We start from the raw sequence: 14,218 nt of genomic DNA, 5'->3' as shown, positions 1-14,218 counted from the left end.
GAATCCCGCTGTTTCGGCGGGATTTTTTTGTTTATACGACCGGAAGCACATTGACCGCGTCCTTAACGTTTAAATATGTCTTTAATGAAGAAAAGCTGGCATCAAGCTGATTCATTCTCATGGCGAGGGAAGGCTTGATCCCGGTGATAATCAATTCCGTGCCGATTAATTTAAGCAGATGGTGCAATTTGAAAATCCGGTCTGCGGTCTGTTCGTTTACCTCGGCCAGACCTGATAAGTCTATAATTAAGTAATCATCTTTAGATGCGGTTAATATGTCCGTCAAAGTTGTCACGATTGAATCAAATCGTTCTTCCGTTAAGTTTCCCACTAACGGCAAAGCGGAAATGCCGTTTCGGATCGGAACAATCGGCGTTGACAGTGTCGTGATTTCTGCGAGGGAGTCCTCAAGGAGCTTTTCGTATTCTTTCTGCTCTGTAATGTCTTTTTGAAAACCGACAAAATAGAGCTTGTCTTCAACATACAGAGGATCAATGTTGAGTTCATTCCAAAATGGGGTGCCGTCTTTTTTGACATTTTTCAGCCGCACCGTGATCTTTTCTTTCTGGTTTAAGCTCTTTCTTATTTTCGCGACTTGTTGACGGTCGGTTTCTTTGCTTTGCAGAAATCTGCAGTTCTTACCTAATATCTCTTCGGAAGAGTAGCCTGTCATATCCATAAATCCCTGATTTGTATATATGATGGGATTGTCCTCAAGAGAGGGGTCTGTAATCACCACGCCGATGCGTGCGTGATCAAGCGCCTTTTTGATAAGCTCCAGCTGCTCCAGTTTTCCGAATACATTTGAGTCAGCCATGTAAAACCCCCTTTTGGCCGTAAAGCTGTGCGCTTTTTCAGCCGTTGTTTCTCCCCTTTTTAAATGAATCTACAGTAACCGTAGCATAACATATGTTCTGATTCAAGCAGCCGAAGTTTGCAATTTGTCATTCGGGCTTGTCCTCATATACACTGAATATATAAGGGGAAGGCACATCATCGCTAAGTAAGTGACTAGGTCATTGTCACTGGGTGAAAAATGAATCTAATGCATCAAGCTTACCGATCATGTGTTCACATATAATGGAAGAAACAAGCTTTTTACTTTCCTGCTCAATCGCCGGTATGTAGATATCGAATATCATCGTATTCGTAAGGGGGCTGGATGGCCTGAAGTCGCTTTACTAAATAAGGGCTTTAGGAAGGTGATGAAGATGCTGCATCAGGTAATAATTGCTTGTGTAATTGGAGGCATCATGGGGGTTCTCGGTCATGTGAAAAAGAGAGGCAGGCTGGAGAAACCCAGAATGACAAAGCGGTTTATCTATCTCGGTTTTTTGGAAGATGGTTTTATCGGAATGGCTGCTTCCATCTTACTTGTCTTATCCGCTGACCCCGATTCAGGAATTCAACTCGTCATCTTATCCATAATCGCAGGCTACGGCGGAGAAGCTGTTCTCAGGAGCTTTGATTTTGTCAGAGAACAAAACAGTGATTCGGCCGAAGCAAAACCACACCAGCAAAAAAATCCTCCATCAAAATAATATCCCCGCTCATGACCCGTTCTGGGTACATTCCCATTGTATACAAACCTGCTTGCACTTATGAACAGAATTCTATAAAATACAGGTAAGATTACGGTAGCGATAAGAACAGTGAAGAGGAGCAGTAAGAAGCAGATTTTGCAATCAGAGAGTTGACGGCCGGTGCAAGTCAATCAAGTCTGTTTCCGAACTCGCCTCAGAGTTGCAGCGGCAAAACCGCTGACGCATAACTGCGTTAAAAGTATCAAGTGAGTGCGGCTTAAAACCGCGCTAACGAGGGTGGTACCGCGGGAAATAAAAATCTCTCGTCCCTTTTTGGGATGAGGGAGTTTTTTTTAGTTTTAGAATAATCTGAATATAATCTTTCTCATCCCGTCAATACTTGGACTACATACGCCGTATTCAATCAGAAGGAGGTTTTTACGTTGAGTTTTCAGCACGAAAAAATAGAAAAGAAATGGCAGAATTACTGGTTGGATCATAAAACGTTCGCCGTCAGTGAAGAGAATGACAAGCCGAAGTTTTACGCGCTTGACATGTTCCCGTATCCTTCAGGAGCCGGCCTTCATGTCGGACATCCGGAAGGCTATACGGCAACCGATATCCTTTCGCGCATGAGACGCATGCAAGGGTACAACGTGCTTCATCCGATGGGATGGGACGCATTCGGGCTTCCTGCCGAGCAATACGCGCTTGACACGGGGAATGATCCGGCTGAGTTCACAAAACAAAATATAGATAATTTCCGCCGCCAGATCCAATCACTCGGATTTTCTTACGATTGGGATCGTGAAATCAATACGACTGATCCGGACTATTACAAGTGGACGCAGTGGATCTTCACCAAGCTGTACGAAAAAGGGCTCGCTTACGTAGACGAAGTGCCGGTCAACTGGTGCCCGGCGCTCGGAACGGTGCTTGCGAACGAAGAGGTCATTGACGGCAAAAGCGAGCGGGGCGGCCATCCGGTTGAACGCCGTCCGATGAGACAATGGATGCTGAAAATCACCGCTTATGCGGACAGGCTTCTTGAAGATTTAGAAGAACTTGACTGGCCGGAAAGCATTAAAGACATGCAGCGCAACTGGATCGGACGCTCAGAAGGCGCAAACGTGCATTTCGCGATCGACGGCACTGATGACACGTTTACGGTGTTTACGACAAGACCAGACACGCTGTTCGGCGCGGCTTATGCCGTACTGGCTCCTGAGCATGAGCTTGTGGAGGCCATCACGACACCTGAACAAAAAGAAGCGGTAGACGCTTATGTTAAAGAAGTTCAGGCGAAAAGTGACCTGGAACGGACGGATCTTGCGAAAACAAAAACGGGCGTCTTCACAGGCGCATATGCCGTAAACCCTGCAAACGGGGAAAAGCTGCCGATCTGGATAGCGGATTATGTCCTCGCCTCTTACGGAACGGGCGCTGTAATGGCCGTGCCGGCGCATGATGAACGTGATTTTGAATTCGCCAAAGTGTTCAGCCTGCCTGTCAAAGAAGTCGTAAAAGGCGGAAACACGGAAGAAGAAGCGTACACGGGAGACGGAGAGCATGTCAATTCCGGCTTTCTGAACGGACTGAATAAAGCGGAAGCGATTGAAAAAATGATCGCCTGGCTTGAAGAAACGAAAAACGGTGAGAAAAAAGTGACATACCGTCTGCGTGATTGGCTGTTCAGCCGCCAGCGCTATTGGGGCGAGCCGATTCCGGTTATTCATTGGGAAGACGGCACGTCAACAGCCGTTCCGGCGGAAGAGCTGCCGCTGATTCTGCCGAAAACCGATGAAATCAAACCGAGCGGAACAGGTGAATCACCGCTTGCCAACATTAAAGAGTGGGTGGAAGTCACTGATCCTGAAACGGGCAAAAAAGGCAGAAGAGAAACGAACACGATGCCGCAATGGGCGGGAAGCTGCTGGTATTTCCTCCGCTTTATCGACCCGAAAAATCCGGATCAGCTCGCTTCACCTGAGAAACTGGATAAATGGCTGCCCGTTGATATTTACATCGGAGGAGCGGAGCATGCCGTGCTTCACCTTCTGTACGCGCGTTTCTGGCATAAATTCCTCTACGATATCGGTGTCGTGCCGACGAAAGAACCGTTCCAAAAGCTGTATAACCAAGGAATGATTCTCGGGGAAAACAATGAAAAAATGAGTAAATCCCGCGGAAACGTCGTCAATCCGGATGAAATTGTGGCGTCTCACGGAGCAGATACGCTCCGCCTGTACGAAATGTTTATGGGGCCGCTTGATGCATCTATCGCCTGGTCTGAATCAGGCCTTGACGGAGCGCGCCGCTTCCTTGACCGCGTATGGCGTTTGTTTATCGAGGAAAACGGCGAGCTGACGGGCAAAGTGACAGAAGGCGCAGGCGAAACTCTTGAGCGCGTCTATCATGAAACGGTCATGAAAGTGACAGAAAACTTCGAAGCCCTTCGTTTTAACACGGGCATTTCTCAGCTGATGGTCTTCATTAATGAAGCTTACAAAGCGAATGAACTGCCGAAAGACTATATCGAAGGTTTTGTGAAGCTGCTTTCTCCTATTGCGCCGCATTTGGCTGAAGAACTGTGGGAAAAACTCGGCCACGAAGGTTCGATTGCATACGAGGCTTGGCCTGCTTATGACGAATCAAAACTGGTGGATGATGAAGTTGAAATCGTCGTCCAGCTGAACGGAAAAGTGAAAGCGAAATTAATGGTTCCGGCTGATGCTGATAAAGCAGCGTTAGAACAGCTCGCACAAGCTGACGAAAAAGTAAAAGAGCAGCTTGAAGGAAAAACAATCCGGAAAATCATTGCCGTACCGGGCAAGCTTGTCAATATCGTGGCAAACTGACCGGACGAAGCCCCTCTCCTACAGAGAGGGGCTTTTTTATCAGGCCTCTATCATAGAAATTGCACCGCGGGCTTTGGTATACTTAACACCATAAAGATGAATGGGAGTGTCATACATTGAAAATAAATGAAATCAGCACAGCCGCACTGGAAGAAAAATTAAAAGCGGGAGAAGAGCTGTATCTGATTGATGTCAGAGAAGACGAAGAAGTTGCCGAAGGAATGATTCCGCAGGCCGTTCACATCCGCATGGGGGACATCCCTGAGAAGATGGATGCGTTAGACAAGGACAAGGAGTATGTATTTATCTGCCGCTCCGGAAAAAGAAGCATGAACGTTTGTATGTATTTACATGAGCAGGGCTTCCGTACGGTTAATGTTGAAGGCGGCATGCTGGAGTGGGAAGGCGAAACAAAGCCGAAGAAATAACGCTTTGAAGTGAAGAAGAAAAAGGACGTGCGTCTTTTTCTTCTTTTTTTATAAAAAAACGGGAGGCGAATCAGGTGAAACCGATGATCCGCGCGATGAAAACAAACGATATCAAACAGGTCCGGCAAGTCGCAGAACGAAGCTGGCATCATACGTATGAAGGGATTATTCCCGGACACATTCAGGATCAGTTTCTCGAATCCGCCTATCAGGATGAGATGATGGAACGCCGGCTCTTGCATTCTCTGTTCTTTGTGGCAGAAGAAGAGGGGCGAGTGCTCGGTTTTGCAAATGCCACCCCGGTTCAAAAAGACGGAAATGCGGAGCTGACCGCCATCTATATTGACCCGGATTGCCAGGGAAGCGGGATAGGCACGGCACTCCTTAAAGAATGCATCAGGCAGTCCGGCGGGGTAAAAAAGCTTTATGTCCATGCAGAAAAAGAGAACCGCATCGCCTTATCCTTTTATCAAGCGAAAGGGTTTCAATGGGTATGTGAATTTGAAGAAGATTTTAAAGGACACACTTTACAGACGGTCAAACTGGTGCTGAACATATAAAGCGTCCGGCCCGCCCAGGACCGGATCGCGAATGATCAGTGATAAGCCGGAAGCAGGTCTTTGTGCGCTTCAAATAAGTCGTCGCACAAAGAGATGATGTCATTCATGGAAAGCTCGGCGCTTGTATGCGGGTCAAGCATGGCCGCCTGATATACGGCTTCCTTTTTTAATGTAACGGCCGCTTCGATGGTTAAAAGCTGTGTGTTAATGTTTGTTCTGTTGAGCGCCGCGAGCTGCTCCGGAAGTTCGCCGGAATAGCACGGCATAATGTGGTTTTTGACGGCTGTGCAAGGCACTTCAACGACCGCTTTCGCCGGCAGATTCGGTATCAGCCCGGTATTCAGCACATTGCCGCCGAATGTGAACGGACGGCCCGTCTCCATTGCTTCTATAATTCTCGAACCGTATTCTTTCGAGCGTTCATGCGTCAGGTTTTGGTTGTTGATGATGCCGTCTCTCATCGTTTCCCAATTGTTGATTTGTTCCGCGCATCTCCTTGGATATTCATCAAGCGGGATTTGGAGTTCATCTATCAGCTCCGGATACCGGCTTTTTATAAAATACGGATGATATTCGGCATTATGCTCAGATGATTCCGTTACGTAGCAGCCGAATTTATCCATCAGCTCAAACCGCACCATGTCCTTATGTTTCGTCTTTTGTTTTTCGCGTGCCCGTCTTTTAATTTCAGGATATAAATCAATTCCGTCTTTTTTAATCTCCAAAAGCCAAGCCATATGGTTGATGCCGGCAATGCGTTCTTCCGTCCCTTCGTGATCCATGCCGAGTGAGTCAAACAGATCTTTGGTACATGCCTGGACGCTGTGGCACAGGCCGACCGTTTTGACATTTGTATGTCTGAGCATCGCTCCGGTCAGAGAGGCCATCGGATTTGTATAGTTTAACAGCCACGCATCCGGGCAGACCTCTTCCATGTCTTTTGCGATGTCAAATAAAACGGGGATGGTGCGAAGGGAACGGAAAATGCCGCCTATTCCGACGGTATCGGCAATCGTCTGGCGGAGACCGTACCGCTTCGGGATGTCAAAGTCAATGACCGTCGCGGGTTTATAGCCGCCGACCTGAATGGCATTGATCACATAGCCGGCGTGTTTCAGCGCCTGTTTTCGGTCATCGTAGGAGATGATGGATATACTCGTATTGTAGCGGTCTCTCATGTTTTCCAGCATGAGCTGGGATTCTTTCAGCCGTACAGCGTCAATATCATAAAGCGCGAATTCAAACCCGTTTAATGCTTCAGTCAGTAAGCAGTCCCCCAGTACATTTTTTGCGAAAATCGTGCTCCCCGCTCCGATAAACGTAATTTTCTTCAACAGAAATTCCTCCCTTTTCTTCTCAGCCTTTGACCGCCCCGGAGGACAGCCCTGAGATAAAATATTTTTGAAGCGCCAAAAACAAAACGACCATCGGCAGCATCGCCATAATTGCGGCTGCGGCGACTAAGTGAAGATTGTTCGCGTTTTCGCCGAAGAATCCCGCCATGGCCACGGTCAATGTCTGCACCTTTTGATCTTGTAAAAAGAAAATCGCAAATTGGTAATCGTTCCAGATAAACACGCAGGAAATAATGCAGACCGTTGCGGTAATCGGTTTCAACAAAGGAAACACGATTGTATAAAAAGTCCTGATCAATCCCGCGCCGTCCATCCTGGCGGCTTCCTCAAGCTCTTTCGGAATGGAAGAGCGGATAAACCCTGAATATAAGAAAACGGTCAGCGGCATATATGCAGCCGTATTTATGAGAATGGCTGCGGCATGCGTATTGATCAGCCCCGCATCAGCGACCATCTTGTATAAAGGAACCATGGAAGTCAAAGGCGGGATGATCATGATTGAAATCAAAAGGCCGAAGACGATTTTGTTCAGCTTTGTATTTCTTCTTGCGAGAGGGTATGCGGCAAGCGAACCCATGAAAATTAATAAAGCGGCGGAAACGGCTGTAATGATGATCGTGTTCAGAAAGGATTGCCCGAGAGAGGCACGCTCCCATGCTTCACGAAAATTCTGAAATGAAAAGGCGGATGGCAGCGACCATTTTGAACTGTAGTCTCCTTTTGCTTTTAATGACGTGGTCAGCAAAATATAAAAGGGGACAATATGAACGCACGAGATAACGGCAGCCAACAGCGTAAAAATCCGCTTTCGGGCTGTTTTCATGACATTTCCGTCTCCTTTCGCTTGAAATACTTGAGAGCCGAAAAGCTGATGACAAGAATAATAACGGACATAAACACGCCTTGGGCGGCGGCATATCCCGCATCCTGCCGTTTAAAATATAAATCATACATAAACGTCGACATCGATTGAGAGGAATTGCCCGGCCCGCCTGCGGTCAGCGCGAAAATGACATCAAACAGCTTCAGCCCGCCGATGATATTGATGACCATGTTGATGGTGACAGCCGGCATCAATAAAGGCAGGGTGATGGTGAAAAACGGCTGAAGACCTCCCGCGCCATCTATTTTTGCGGCCTCGTAATAATCTTTCGGAATGCTTTGCAGCCCCGCCAAATATACAATCATCGCAATGCCTGCGTATTGATACGTGTTAATCATCACGATAATCCACGGGTTTGCCGCAGGGCTTGCCAAGGCGTTGACAGGACCGATTCCCAGTGCGCCAAGTACATCATTCAGCGCACCCCCGTCATATGAGAAAATAAAATACCAAATGTATCCCATTATCAGCGGACTGATAATGACGGGCAGGTAGACGATCGTTCTTGTGAGCGCCTTCATTTTTAAGCTCTGATTCAAAAGCAGCGCATATAAAAGTCCGAGCATATTCTGAAAAAAAGTGCTTCCGATTCCGTAAAGCAAAGTATTTTTCACAACAAGCCACGTGTCCGGATCTGTTAAAAGCCTTTTATATTGAGTGACTCCCACCCATTGATACGTCTGTGAGAAGCCGTTCCAGTTTGTAAATGTGATAAAAGCGCCTTTGACAAACGGAAAAATCATGAAAATAAATACCGTGGCAAGAGCGGGAACGTACATCCACCATAGTGACGCGGATTTTACCGGCTTTTGATGTTGAAATCCTTGGGTTTCTCTTGCAAGATCACTCATTCTTTTTCAGCTCCCTGTGAATCAGATTGAAGCCGGAGCCGCTTATATTCCCTGCCGAGTTTCGCTGAAATTTCAGCGGGGGTTAAGATATCGGCCATCAGCTCCTGCCCGGCTGTTCCCATCACATCCCACATTCCGTTCGGCAAATAAAGGCGGTCAAAATAAGGCTGCACCTTAATATGCTGATAGCGCTTATAGTCATTTGCGTAGAAAATGTCCGTTTGCACATTCACTAATCCGGCCGGAAGCGAGGTCGCTTCGGCAATTGATTTTGCATGCTCGGGGCGGGCCATAAATGCGATAAACTGTTTCGCTTCTTCAAGCCGTGGGGAATCCTTGAATGCCGCCAGCGTGTAACGTTCGCCTCCGATCCAAACCGGCGCGTCTCCCTTGTGGACGGCCGGGGTCGGTATGATGCCGACTTTTACCTTCGGATTGATTTGAGCGACGTCTTGGCCGAGGGTGCCGCCCTGCAGCGTAAAGGCGATTTTGTTTTGCGCCATCAGTTCAATGAGCTGGGACCGTTTTGCCGTCACGGCATCTATATTGAGCAGGTTTTCCTTTTGCATCTCTTTCAGTTTGTCAGATAAATAGGTGAAGTGTGTCCAGCGGAAGGTTCCGTTTAACAGTTGTTTTTTGTAACGGTGTGCGGGATCTGTGATGAGAAGCGGTGCGGCGAATTGATCGTAATATTGGGCAAAGGAGCTTTTCTCATAGCCGGCAAACCAGAAGGGGGTGACTGTTCCGCCGCTTTTTTCTTTAATCTGTCGCAGTGCCTTCATAAAATCATCCATTGTTTCCGGCGGTTTGATTCCGTATTTTTCCAACAGTGTGCGGTTGTAGGCCAGTCCGTCCTTTGCCTGATTCAGAGGGAAGGCGTATATTCTGCCTTTGGCGTCTTTGAGCATGCTGTTTAAATTCGGATCGAGCCGCTTCGTCCAAGACATGCCGCTGAGGTCGGCGGTATATTCTCCGTAGCGGATTTTGGCCCAGCCGTGTGTGTCGAAAAGGTCGGGCATGTCACCGGCTGCCATTCTGACTCTCATCATATTTTCGTAGTCATTGCCTGGGAAATGAACGTTTACTTGAATGTCCGGATGTTCTTTTTGGAATGAATCAGCCAACTTTCTGAATACGGCGCGTTCGCTGTCTGAGGATATGGTGGAATAGACTGTCAATGTTTTCTGCTTTTCTCCGGCGCCGCTCTGTTCTGCCGAGCAGCCGGGAAGGATCATGCAAGTAAAAGAAAGAAACAAAGCCAGTAAGCGTTTCATCTTTTCCTCCTTTAAATATGATATAAACGCTGCGGGACACGTCACCTCCTTTCTTGTGAGCCGCAGCTTTGTCTGACAATCAATGAAGTGGGGAGCGTCACGGCCAGCGGGACGGTTCTGCCGTTTAAACGGTCGAGAAGCAATTTGACACCCGTCCGGCCCATCTCTTCCGTGTATACTTTTACCGTTGATAACGGCGTGCTGGCGTATTCTGCCTCATCAATTCCGTTGAAGCTGACAACCGCCGTATCGCGCGGGACTTGAAGACCGGCTTCCTGCAAGGCTTTTAAAGCGCCGACAGCCATCGAATCACTTGCGATAAAAAAGGCATCGGGGAGACTTCCGCCTTTGATGGCTTCATTCATCAGCCGGAACCCTTCGTGCATACTGTATTCGCCGATCAGTACATGCTCCGGCTCGGCGCCGGCCATTTGTAAGAAAGCGGTCAGACGCTTATCCTCAATCGTTTTATTGCTGTTTACACCGTCTATGACGGTATGCTCCCGCTCCCGGCCGCCGATATAACCGAGCCGCTGGTAACCGAGCGACAGAAGATGTTCTATCGCCTTTTGCGCTGCGGCATAAAAATCCACGCTGACGGAATCGTAGCGGGCGGGATCGGGGGTGCCGTTAACAAATACCGCGTGCCTGAAAGCGGCGCTGATATTCGTAAGCACCTCGTCTTGCAGGCTGCCGATTATGATCACGCCGTCCAGTTCGTGAAACATATGCTCTTGAAAAGAACCGAGATGGATAGAAGATGTGATAAAAACTTTTTGCCGAAAGCATTCTTCCTCAATGCCTTTTCGGATCGCTGAAAAATAAGGATCCTGCCGTTCTTCTTCGGGTGACAGGCAGCTGACAACGCCGATCAGGGGCGCTGAATCGCTGCGGCTGCGGTTCTTCCGTTTTTTTGCCGACGGCTGATAGCCCAGCTCATCGGCGATCCTCAGAACTTTTTCTCTTGTTTCATCAGTCACGGCTAAAGAGTCATCCTTATTCAAAATTCTCGATACTGTCGCGCTGGATACAGATGCCTGTAAGGCAATATCTTTGAGACGGACCATTTCGCATCTCCTTTTTACTAAATATTTACTAAACAGAAATGACCTGGTTATTGTTAAAGTGATATTATCATACGTTAGTAAGCGTTTTCAACAACTATTTTTGGTCACTTTTAGTAAAAAATCAGTAAAAAAGAAAATCTGTTTTTCTCTATCATATTTCAATTGAACCGGAATAAATTGATAGAGAAAGGAGAGGGTGATGTGCTGAAGATAGCTGTTTTTGATGAGGAGCATGAAAAGGATCTGCAGACTGAAGTCAATACATTTTTAAAGGGGATTTCTGATGAACAGCTCGTTGATATTAAATATACGGTAGCGGCGGCCTGTGATCCTGAAGGTGAGCAGCTTTATTGTTTTTCCGCTCTCATTTTATACCGAAAATAAAAAAGCCCGGACGAAATGCCGGGCTTCTTTGTGCATTATGCTTTTTTGACGCGGGGACTTCTTGGTTTTTGGTATTTCTCCGCTTGTTTGATTCCTTTTCTCTCGCTCGCTAATGACTTGTACAGAGACACGATCATCAGAAGGATCACGACTGAAAAAGGAACCGCGGCGAGAATGGCCGTGTTTTGCAGTGCGGCCAGACCGCCGGAATATAATAATACCGCTGCCACGGCGGACTGGATGATGCCCCAGATGATTTTCACCCGGTTTGACGGGTCTAATGAGCCGTAAGACGTTTGCATTCCAAGCACAAATGTCGCTGAATCCGCTGATGTAATAAAGAATACAGCGATCAGAACAAGCGTTAATACGGATGTTACCATTGTCAGCGGATAGTGGCTGAGTGCGCCGAACAGCATCGTATCCGTTGACATTCCTGCGACATTGAATACGCCTTTCTGCTGAAGATCCATCGCGGATACACCGAAGATCGCAAACCATAAGAAAGCCAATATACAAGGTGTCACCAACACCCCGATTAAAAATTCCCGGATCGTCCGGCCCCTTGATACACGGGCGATAAAAATGCCGACAAACGGCGACCAGGATATCCACCAGGCCCAATAGAAAATGGTCCAGCTGTTAATCCATTCGCGTTTTTGGGGATCATTCGGAGACAAGCGAAAGCTCATCTGCACGATATTTTGGATGTATTGGCCGATAGAATCGGTAAATGAGTTCATAATCAGCACCGTCGGGCCTGCAATGAGCATAAAGATCATTAAAATAGCCGCGAGCGCCATGTTGGTATTGCTTAAGTATTTAATCCCTTTGCCGATTCCGCTCCACGCAGAAATCAAAAATAACACGGTCACGACAGCGATCAGGATCAGCTGAATGGAAAATGTTTTCGGAATGCCGAATAAATAATGCAGACCGCCGTTGATCTGAGTCGCTCCGAGCCCTAAGCTTGTCGCCACACCGACAACGGTCGCAAACACCGCGATACAGTCAATCGCTTTGCCGATCGGCCCGTTTACTTTATCGCCCAAAAGCGGTGTCAGTGTGCTGCTGATCAAACCGGGCGCGTCTTTTCTGAATTGAAAATATGCGATACATAAAGCGACAACCGCATAGATGGCCCAAGCGTGCAGCCCCCAGTGGAAAAATGTGTACCGGAGCGCATCACGAAATGCTTGGGGCGTTTCTGTTTCACCTGAGGGAGAGCTGATGGCGTAATGGCTGATCGGTTCCGCAGCCCCGTAAAATACCAAACCGATTCCCATGCCTGCGCTGAAAAGCATGGCAAACCATGATAATAAGCCGAATTCCGGTTTTTCCCCGGGTTTTCCGAGTTTTATTGTGCCGATCGGACTCACAATGAGAAAGAGACAGAAACCGACAAATATAGAAACGACCAGCAGATAATACCAGCCGAAAGAATCCGTAATAAATTTTTGTGCCGTATCAGTGACTTGCTGCAGGCTGTCAGGAGAAATGGCCCCCCATAAAACCGCAGCGGCTGTGATGACAATCACAATCCAAAAAACACTGGAGATGTTCTTCTTCAAACGTTCTCACCCTCTGACTATTTTTTTCAATACGCCATTTTGTTTTAGTATGGTCGTACGATTGCAGATCAATCCTTTCTTCCTATTCCCTCAATCAGGTGAAACAAAACGCAGAAAACTCTATCATGTTTTTGGTCAATTATCAACGGGGACGCTCAGGTAAGTGCGCTTTAAACCATTTAGAGCGAGCGTGAGAAACGTCCTGCATTCAAACCGGCGAGACGCCCCGTGACAAAGGCTGAAGTGATATTGTAGCCCCCGGTATAGCCGTGAATATCGAGTATTTCTCCGCAAAAATATAAGCCTTCCATTTTTTTTGACGCCATTTGTTTCGGCTCAATCTCTTTTACGGAAACACCTCCGCCTGTGACAAACGCTTTGTCCAAAGAAAGCGTTCCGTCAGCGGCAACCATAAATTGTTTGCAGTCTTTGACAAAAGCCCTGAATTGATCCTTCGGCAATTCCGTAAAGCTTGTCTGCGGATCAAGACCGTTCCGTTCCAGAAGAAAAAGCAGGTACCGTTCCTGCATCCATGGTTTCAGCGCGTTTTTGAGCGCTTTTTTCGGTGCGTCTTTCAGTTCCTTGTGCATCTTTTGAAATAACTCTTCCTCGTTGATGCCGGGAAACAGATCGATGCGGAGTTTGACCTCTGGCTGCTTTTTCAGTTCTTTGACGACAAACTGGCTGCAGCGGAGAATGGCGGGGCCTGACAAGCCGAAATGGGTAAACAGCATGTCCATCACGTGTGTGACGATTGGTTTGCCTTTTTTATTCAGGACGCTGACGGCCGCGTTTCTAAGGGACAGCCCCTGAAGTGTTTTTTGTTTAATAAACGGTTCTGACGACGTAACCGGCACTTCCGTCGGAAAGAGTTCGGTCACGGTATGACCGGCCGCTTCCGCCCACGCATAGCCGTCTCCGGTGCTGCCGGTATGCGGGACTGATTTTCCGCCGACCGCGATAATGACGGCGTCTGCGTTAATGTGTTCGTCATTGTTTGTCGTAATACCCGCTGTCCTGCCGTTCTCGTACCGCACTTCTTTGATTTTTTCATTTGTGCGGATGGTGACATTCAGTTGTTTTAATCGGTTCAAAAGCGCATCGACAACGCTTTGCGCTTTGTCCGTCACCGGGAACATGCGCCCGTGGTCTTCTTCTTTCAGCTGAATGCCGAGTTTTTCAAAAAAGGCGATAATATCTTCATTATTAAATTCGGAAAACGCGCTGTATAAAAAGCGGCCGTTGCCGGGGATGTGTTTGATGATTTCTTCAACGGGGAGGCGGTTGGTCACGTTGCAGCGCCCGCCGCCGGAAATCGCCAGCTTCCGTCCCAGCTTGTTTCCTTTATCGATTAATAATACGTCCGCCCCTTCTTCGCCTGCGGCAATCGCAGCCATTAAACCGGACGGGCCGCCGCCGATCACAATCACGTCATAGTGTTTCATATTTCATCAACAACTTTCT

The 14,218-nt window shown here is 47.7% G+C and carries 13 protein-coding genes and 1 other annotated feature; of the genes, 5 read left to right on the top strand and 8 right to left on the bottom strand.

The features are described from left to right. Positions 1 to 31: 31 nt before the first annotated feature. Positions 32 to 817, bottom strand: a complete 786-nt coding sequence (locus tag OTK50_RS09605; protein ID WP_022553638.1) for a PAS domain-containing protein — start codon at positions 815 to 817, stop codon at positions 32 to 34. 388 nt (positions 818 to 1,205) lie between these two features. Here OTK50_RS09605 and OTK50_RS09600 point away from each other — a divergent pair, with 388 nt between their 5' ends. From OTK50_RS09600 to OTK50_RS09585, 4 genes are all read left to right on the top strand, one after another. Continuing rightward, positions 1,206 to 1,541: a DUF4257 domain-containing protein gene (locus OTK50_RS09600; protein ID WP_015418038.1), complete on the top strand. Its 336-nt coding sequence runs from the start codon at positions 1,206 to 1,208 to the stop codon at positions 1,539 to 1,541. A 102-nt stretch (positions 1,542 to 1,643) separates the two neighbouring features. Further along, positions 1,644 to 1,857 (top strand) — a binding site (T-box leader). Positions 1,858 to 1,966: 109 nt separating this feature from the next. Continuing rightward, on the top strand, positions 1,967 to 4,381 hold the full coding sequence (leuS, locus tag OTK50_RS09595) for a leucine--tRNA ligase (RefSeq protein ID WP_007613214.1): 2,415 nt from the start codon (positions 1,967 to 1,969) through the stop codon (positions 4,379 to 4,381). Positions 4,382 to 4,497: 116 nt separating this feature from the next. Next, a complete protein-coding gene (locus OTK50_RS09590) occupies positions 4,498 to 4,809 on the top strand; it encodes a rhodanese-like domain-containing protein (protein ID WP_007613212.1) in 312 nt (103 codons plus the stop codon). 83 nt (positions 4,810 to 4,892) lie between these two features. Beyond that, positions 4,893 to 5,369 (top strand): GNAT family N-acetyltransferase, encoded by a 477-nt coding sequence (locus OTK50_RS09585; RefSeq protein ID WP_130571245.1) that lies wholly within the window; start codon positions 4,893 to 4,895, stop codon positions 5,367 to 5,369. Positions 5,370 to 5,404: 35 nt separating this feature from the next. On the opposite strand, the gene melA is transcribed toward OTK50_RS09585, so the two are convergent. Genes melA through OTK50_RS09560 form a run of 5 tightly spaced genes read right to left on the bottom strand, consistent with a single transcriptional unit; the run spans position 5,405 to position 10,799 of the window. After that, positions 5,405 to 6,703: an alpha-galactosidase MelA gene (melA, locus tag OTK50_RS09580; RefSeq protein WP_224223742.1), complete on the bottom strand. Its 1,299-nt coding sequence runs from the start codon at positions 6,701 to 6,703 to the stop codon at positions 5,405 to 5,407. 22 nt (positions 6,704 to 6,725) lie between these two features. Then, complete coding sequence (locus OTK50_RS09575) at positions 6,726 to 7,547, bottom strand: carbohydrate ABC transporter permease (protein WP_224223741.1); 822 nt, start codon at positions 7,545 to 7,547, stop codon at positions 6,726 to 6,728. Further along, complete coding sequence (locus OTK50_RS09570; RefSeq protein ID WP_224223740.1) at positions 7,544 to 8,458, bottom strand: carbohydrate ABC transporter permease; 915 nt, start codon at positions 8,456 to 8,458, stop codon at positions 7,544 to 7,546. Before OTK50_RS09570 ends, OTK50_RS09575 begins: the two co-directional genes overlap by 4 nt. Then, a complete protein-coding gene (locus tag OTK50_RS09565; protein ID WP_082998857.1) occupies positions 8,455 to 9,732 on the bottom strand; it encodes an ABC transporter substrate-binding protein in 1,278 nt (425 codons plus the stop codon). The genes OTK50_RS09570 and OTK50_RS09565 overlap by 4 nt, the downstream gene beginning before the upstream one ends. Before the next feature lie 41 nt (positions 9,733 to 9,773). Further along, complete coding sequence (locus tag OTK50_RS09560) at positions 9,774 to 10,799, bottom strand: LacI family DNA-binding transcriptional regulator (protein WP_130570685.1); 1,026 nt, start codon at positions 10,797 to 10,799, stop codon at positions 9,774 to 9,776. Positions 10,800 to 11,000: 201 nt separating this feature from the next. Between OTK50_RS09560 and OTK50_RS09555 the strand changes: the two genes are divergently transcribed. Next, positions 11,001 to 11,183: a sporulation protein Cse60 gene (locus OTK50_RS09555; protein ID WP_003152309.1), complete on the top strand. Its 183-nt coding sequence runs from the start codon at positions 11,001 to 11,003 to the stop codon at positions 11,181 to 11,183. 35 nt (positions 11,184 to 11,218) lie between these two features. Here OTK50_RS09555 and opuD read toward each other — a convergent pair whose 3' ends face one another. Together opuD and OTK50_RS09545 are read right to left on the bottom strand one after the other, a co-directional pair. After that, on the bottom strand, positions 11,219 to 12,754 hold the full coding sequence (gene opuD, locus OTK50_RS09550; RefSeq protein WP_007613202.1) for a glycine betaine transporter OpuD: 1,536 nt from the start codon (positions 12,752 to 12,754) through the stop codon (positions 11,219 to 11,221). 179 nt (positions 12,755 to 12,933) lie between these two features. Further along, positions 12,934 to 14,199 carry an NAD(P)/FAD-dependent oxidoreductase gene (locus OTK50_RS09545; RefSeq protein WP_101670318.1) on the bottom strand — a complete coding sequence of 422 codons (1,266 nt, stop codon included), beginning with the start codon at positions 14,197 to 14,199 and terminating at the stop codon, positions 12,934 to 12,936. Positions 14,200 to 14,218: the final 19 nt, after the last annotated feature.

It is taken from the genome of Bacillus sp. NEAU-CP5, assembly GCF_026420705.1.
Classification (GTDB): Bacteria; Bacillota; Bacilli; order Bacillales; family Bacillaceae; genus Bacillus; species Bacillus velezensis.
The sequence above is the reverse complement of the archived record's forward strand: the minus strand, read 5'-3'. Positions and strand labels throughout refer to the sequence as shown.

Bases quoted from the DNA above. Each gene is read 5' to 3' on its own strand.
- OTK50_RS09605 (WP_022553638.1), bottom strand. From the start codon at position 817: ATGGCTGACTCAAATGTATTCGGAAAACTGGAGCAGCTGGAGCTTATC.
- OTK50_RS09600 (WP_015418038.1), top strand. From the start codon at position 1,206: ATGAAGATGCTGCATCAGGTAATAATTGCTTGTGTAATTGGAGGCATC.
- OTK50_RS09585 (WP_130571245.1), top strand. From the start codon at position 4,893: ATGATCCGCGCGATGAAAACAAACGATATCAAACAGGTCCGGCAAGTC.
- OTK50_RS09575 (WP_224223741.1), bottom strand. From the start codon at position 7,547: ATGAAAACAGCCCGAAAGCGGATTTTTACGCTGTTGGCTGCCGTTATC.
- OTK50_RS09570 (WP_224223740.1), bottom strand. From the start codon at position 8,458: ATGAGTGATCTTGCAAGAGAAACCCAAGGATTTCAACATCAAAAGCCG.
- OTK50_RS09565 (WP_082998857.1), bottom strand. From the start codon at position 9,732: ATGAAACGCTTACTGGCTTTGTTTCTTTCTTTTACTTGCATGATCCTT.
- OTK50_RS09560 (WP_130570685.1), bottom strand. From the start codon at position 10,799: ATGGTCCGTCTCAAAGATATTGCCTTACAGGCATCTGTATCCAGCGCG.
- OTK50_RS09545 (WP_101670318.1), bottom strand. From the start codon at position 14,199: ATGAAACACTATGACGTGATTGTGATCGGCGGCGGCCCGTCCGGTTTA.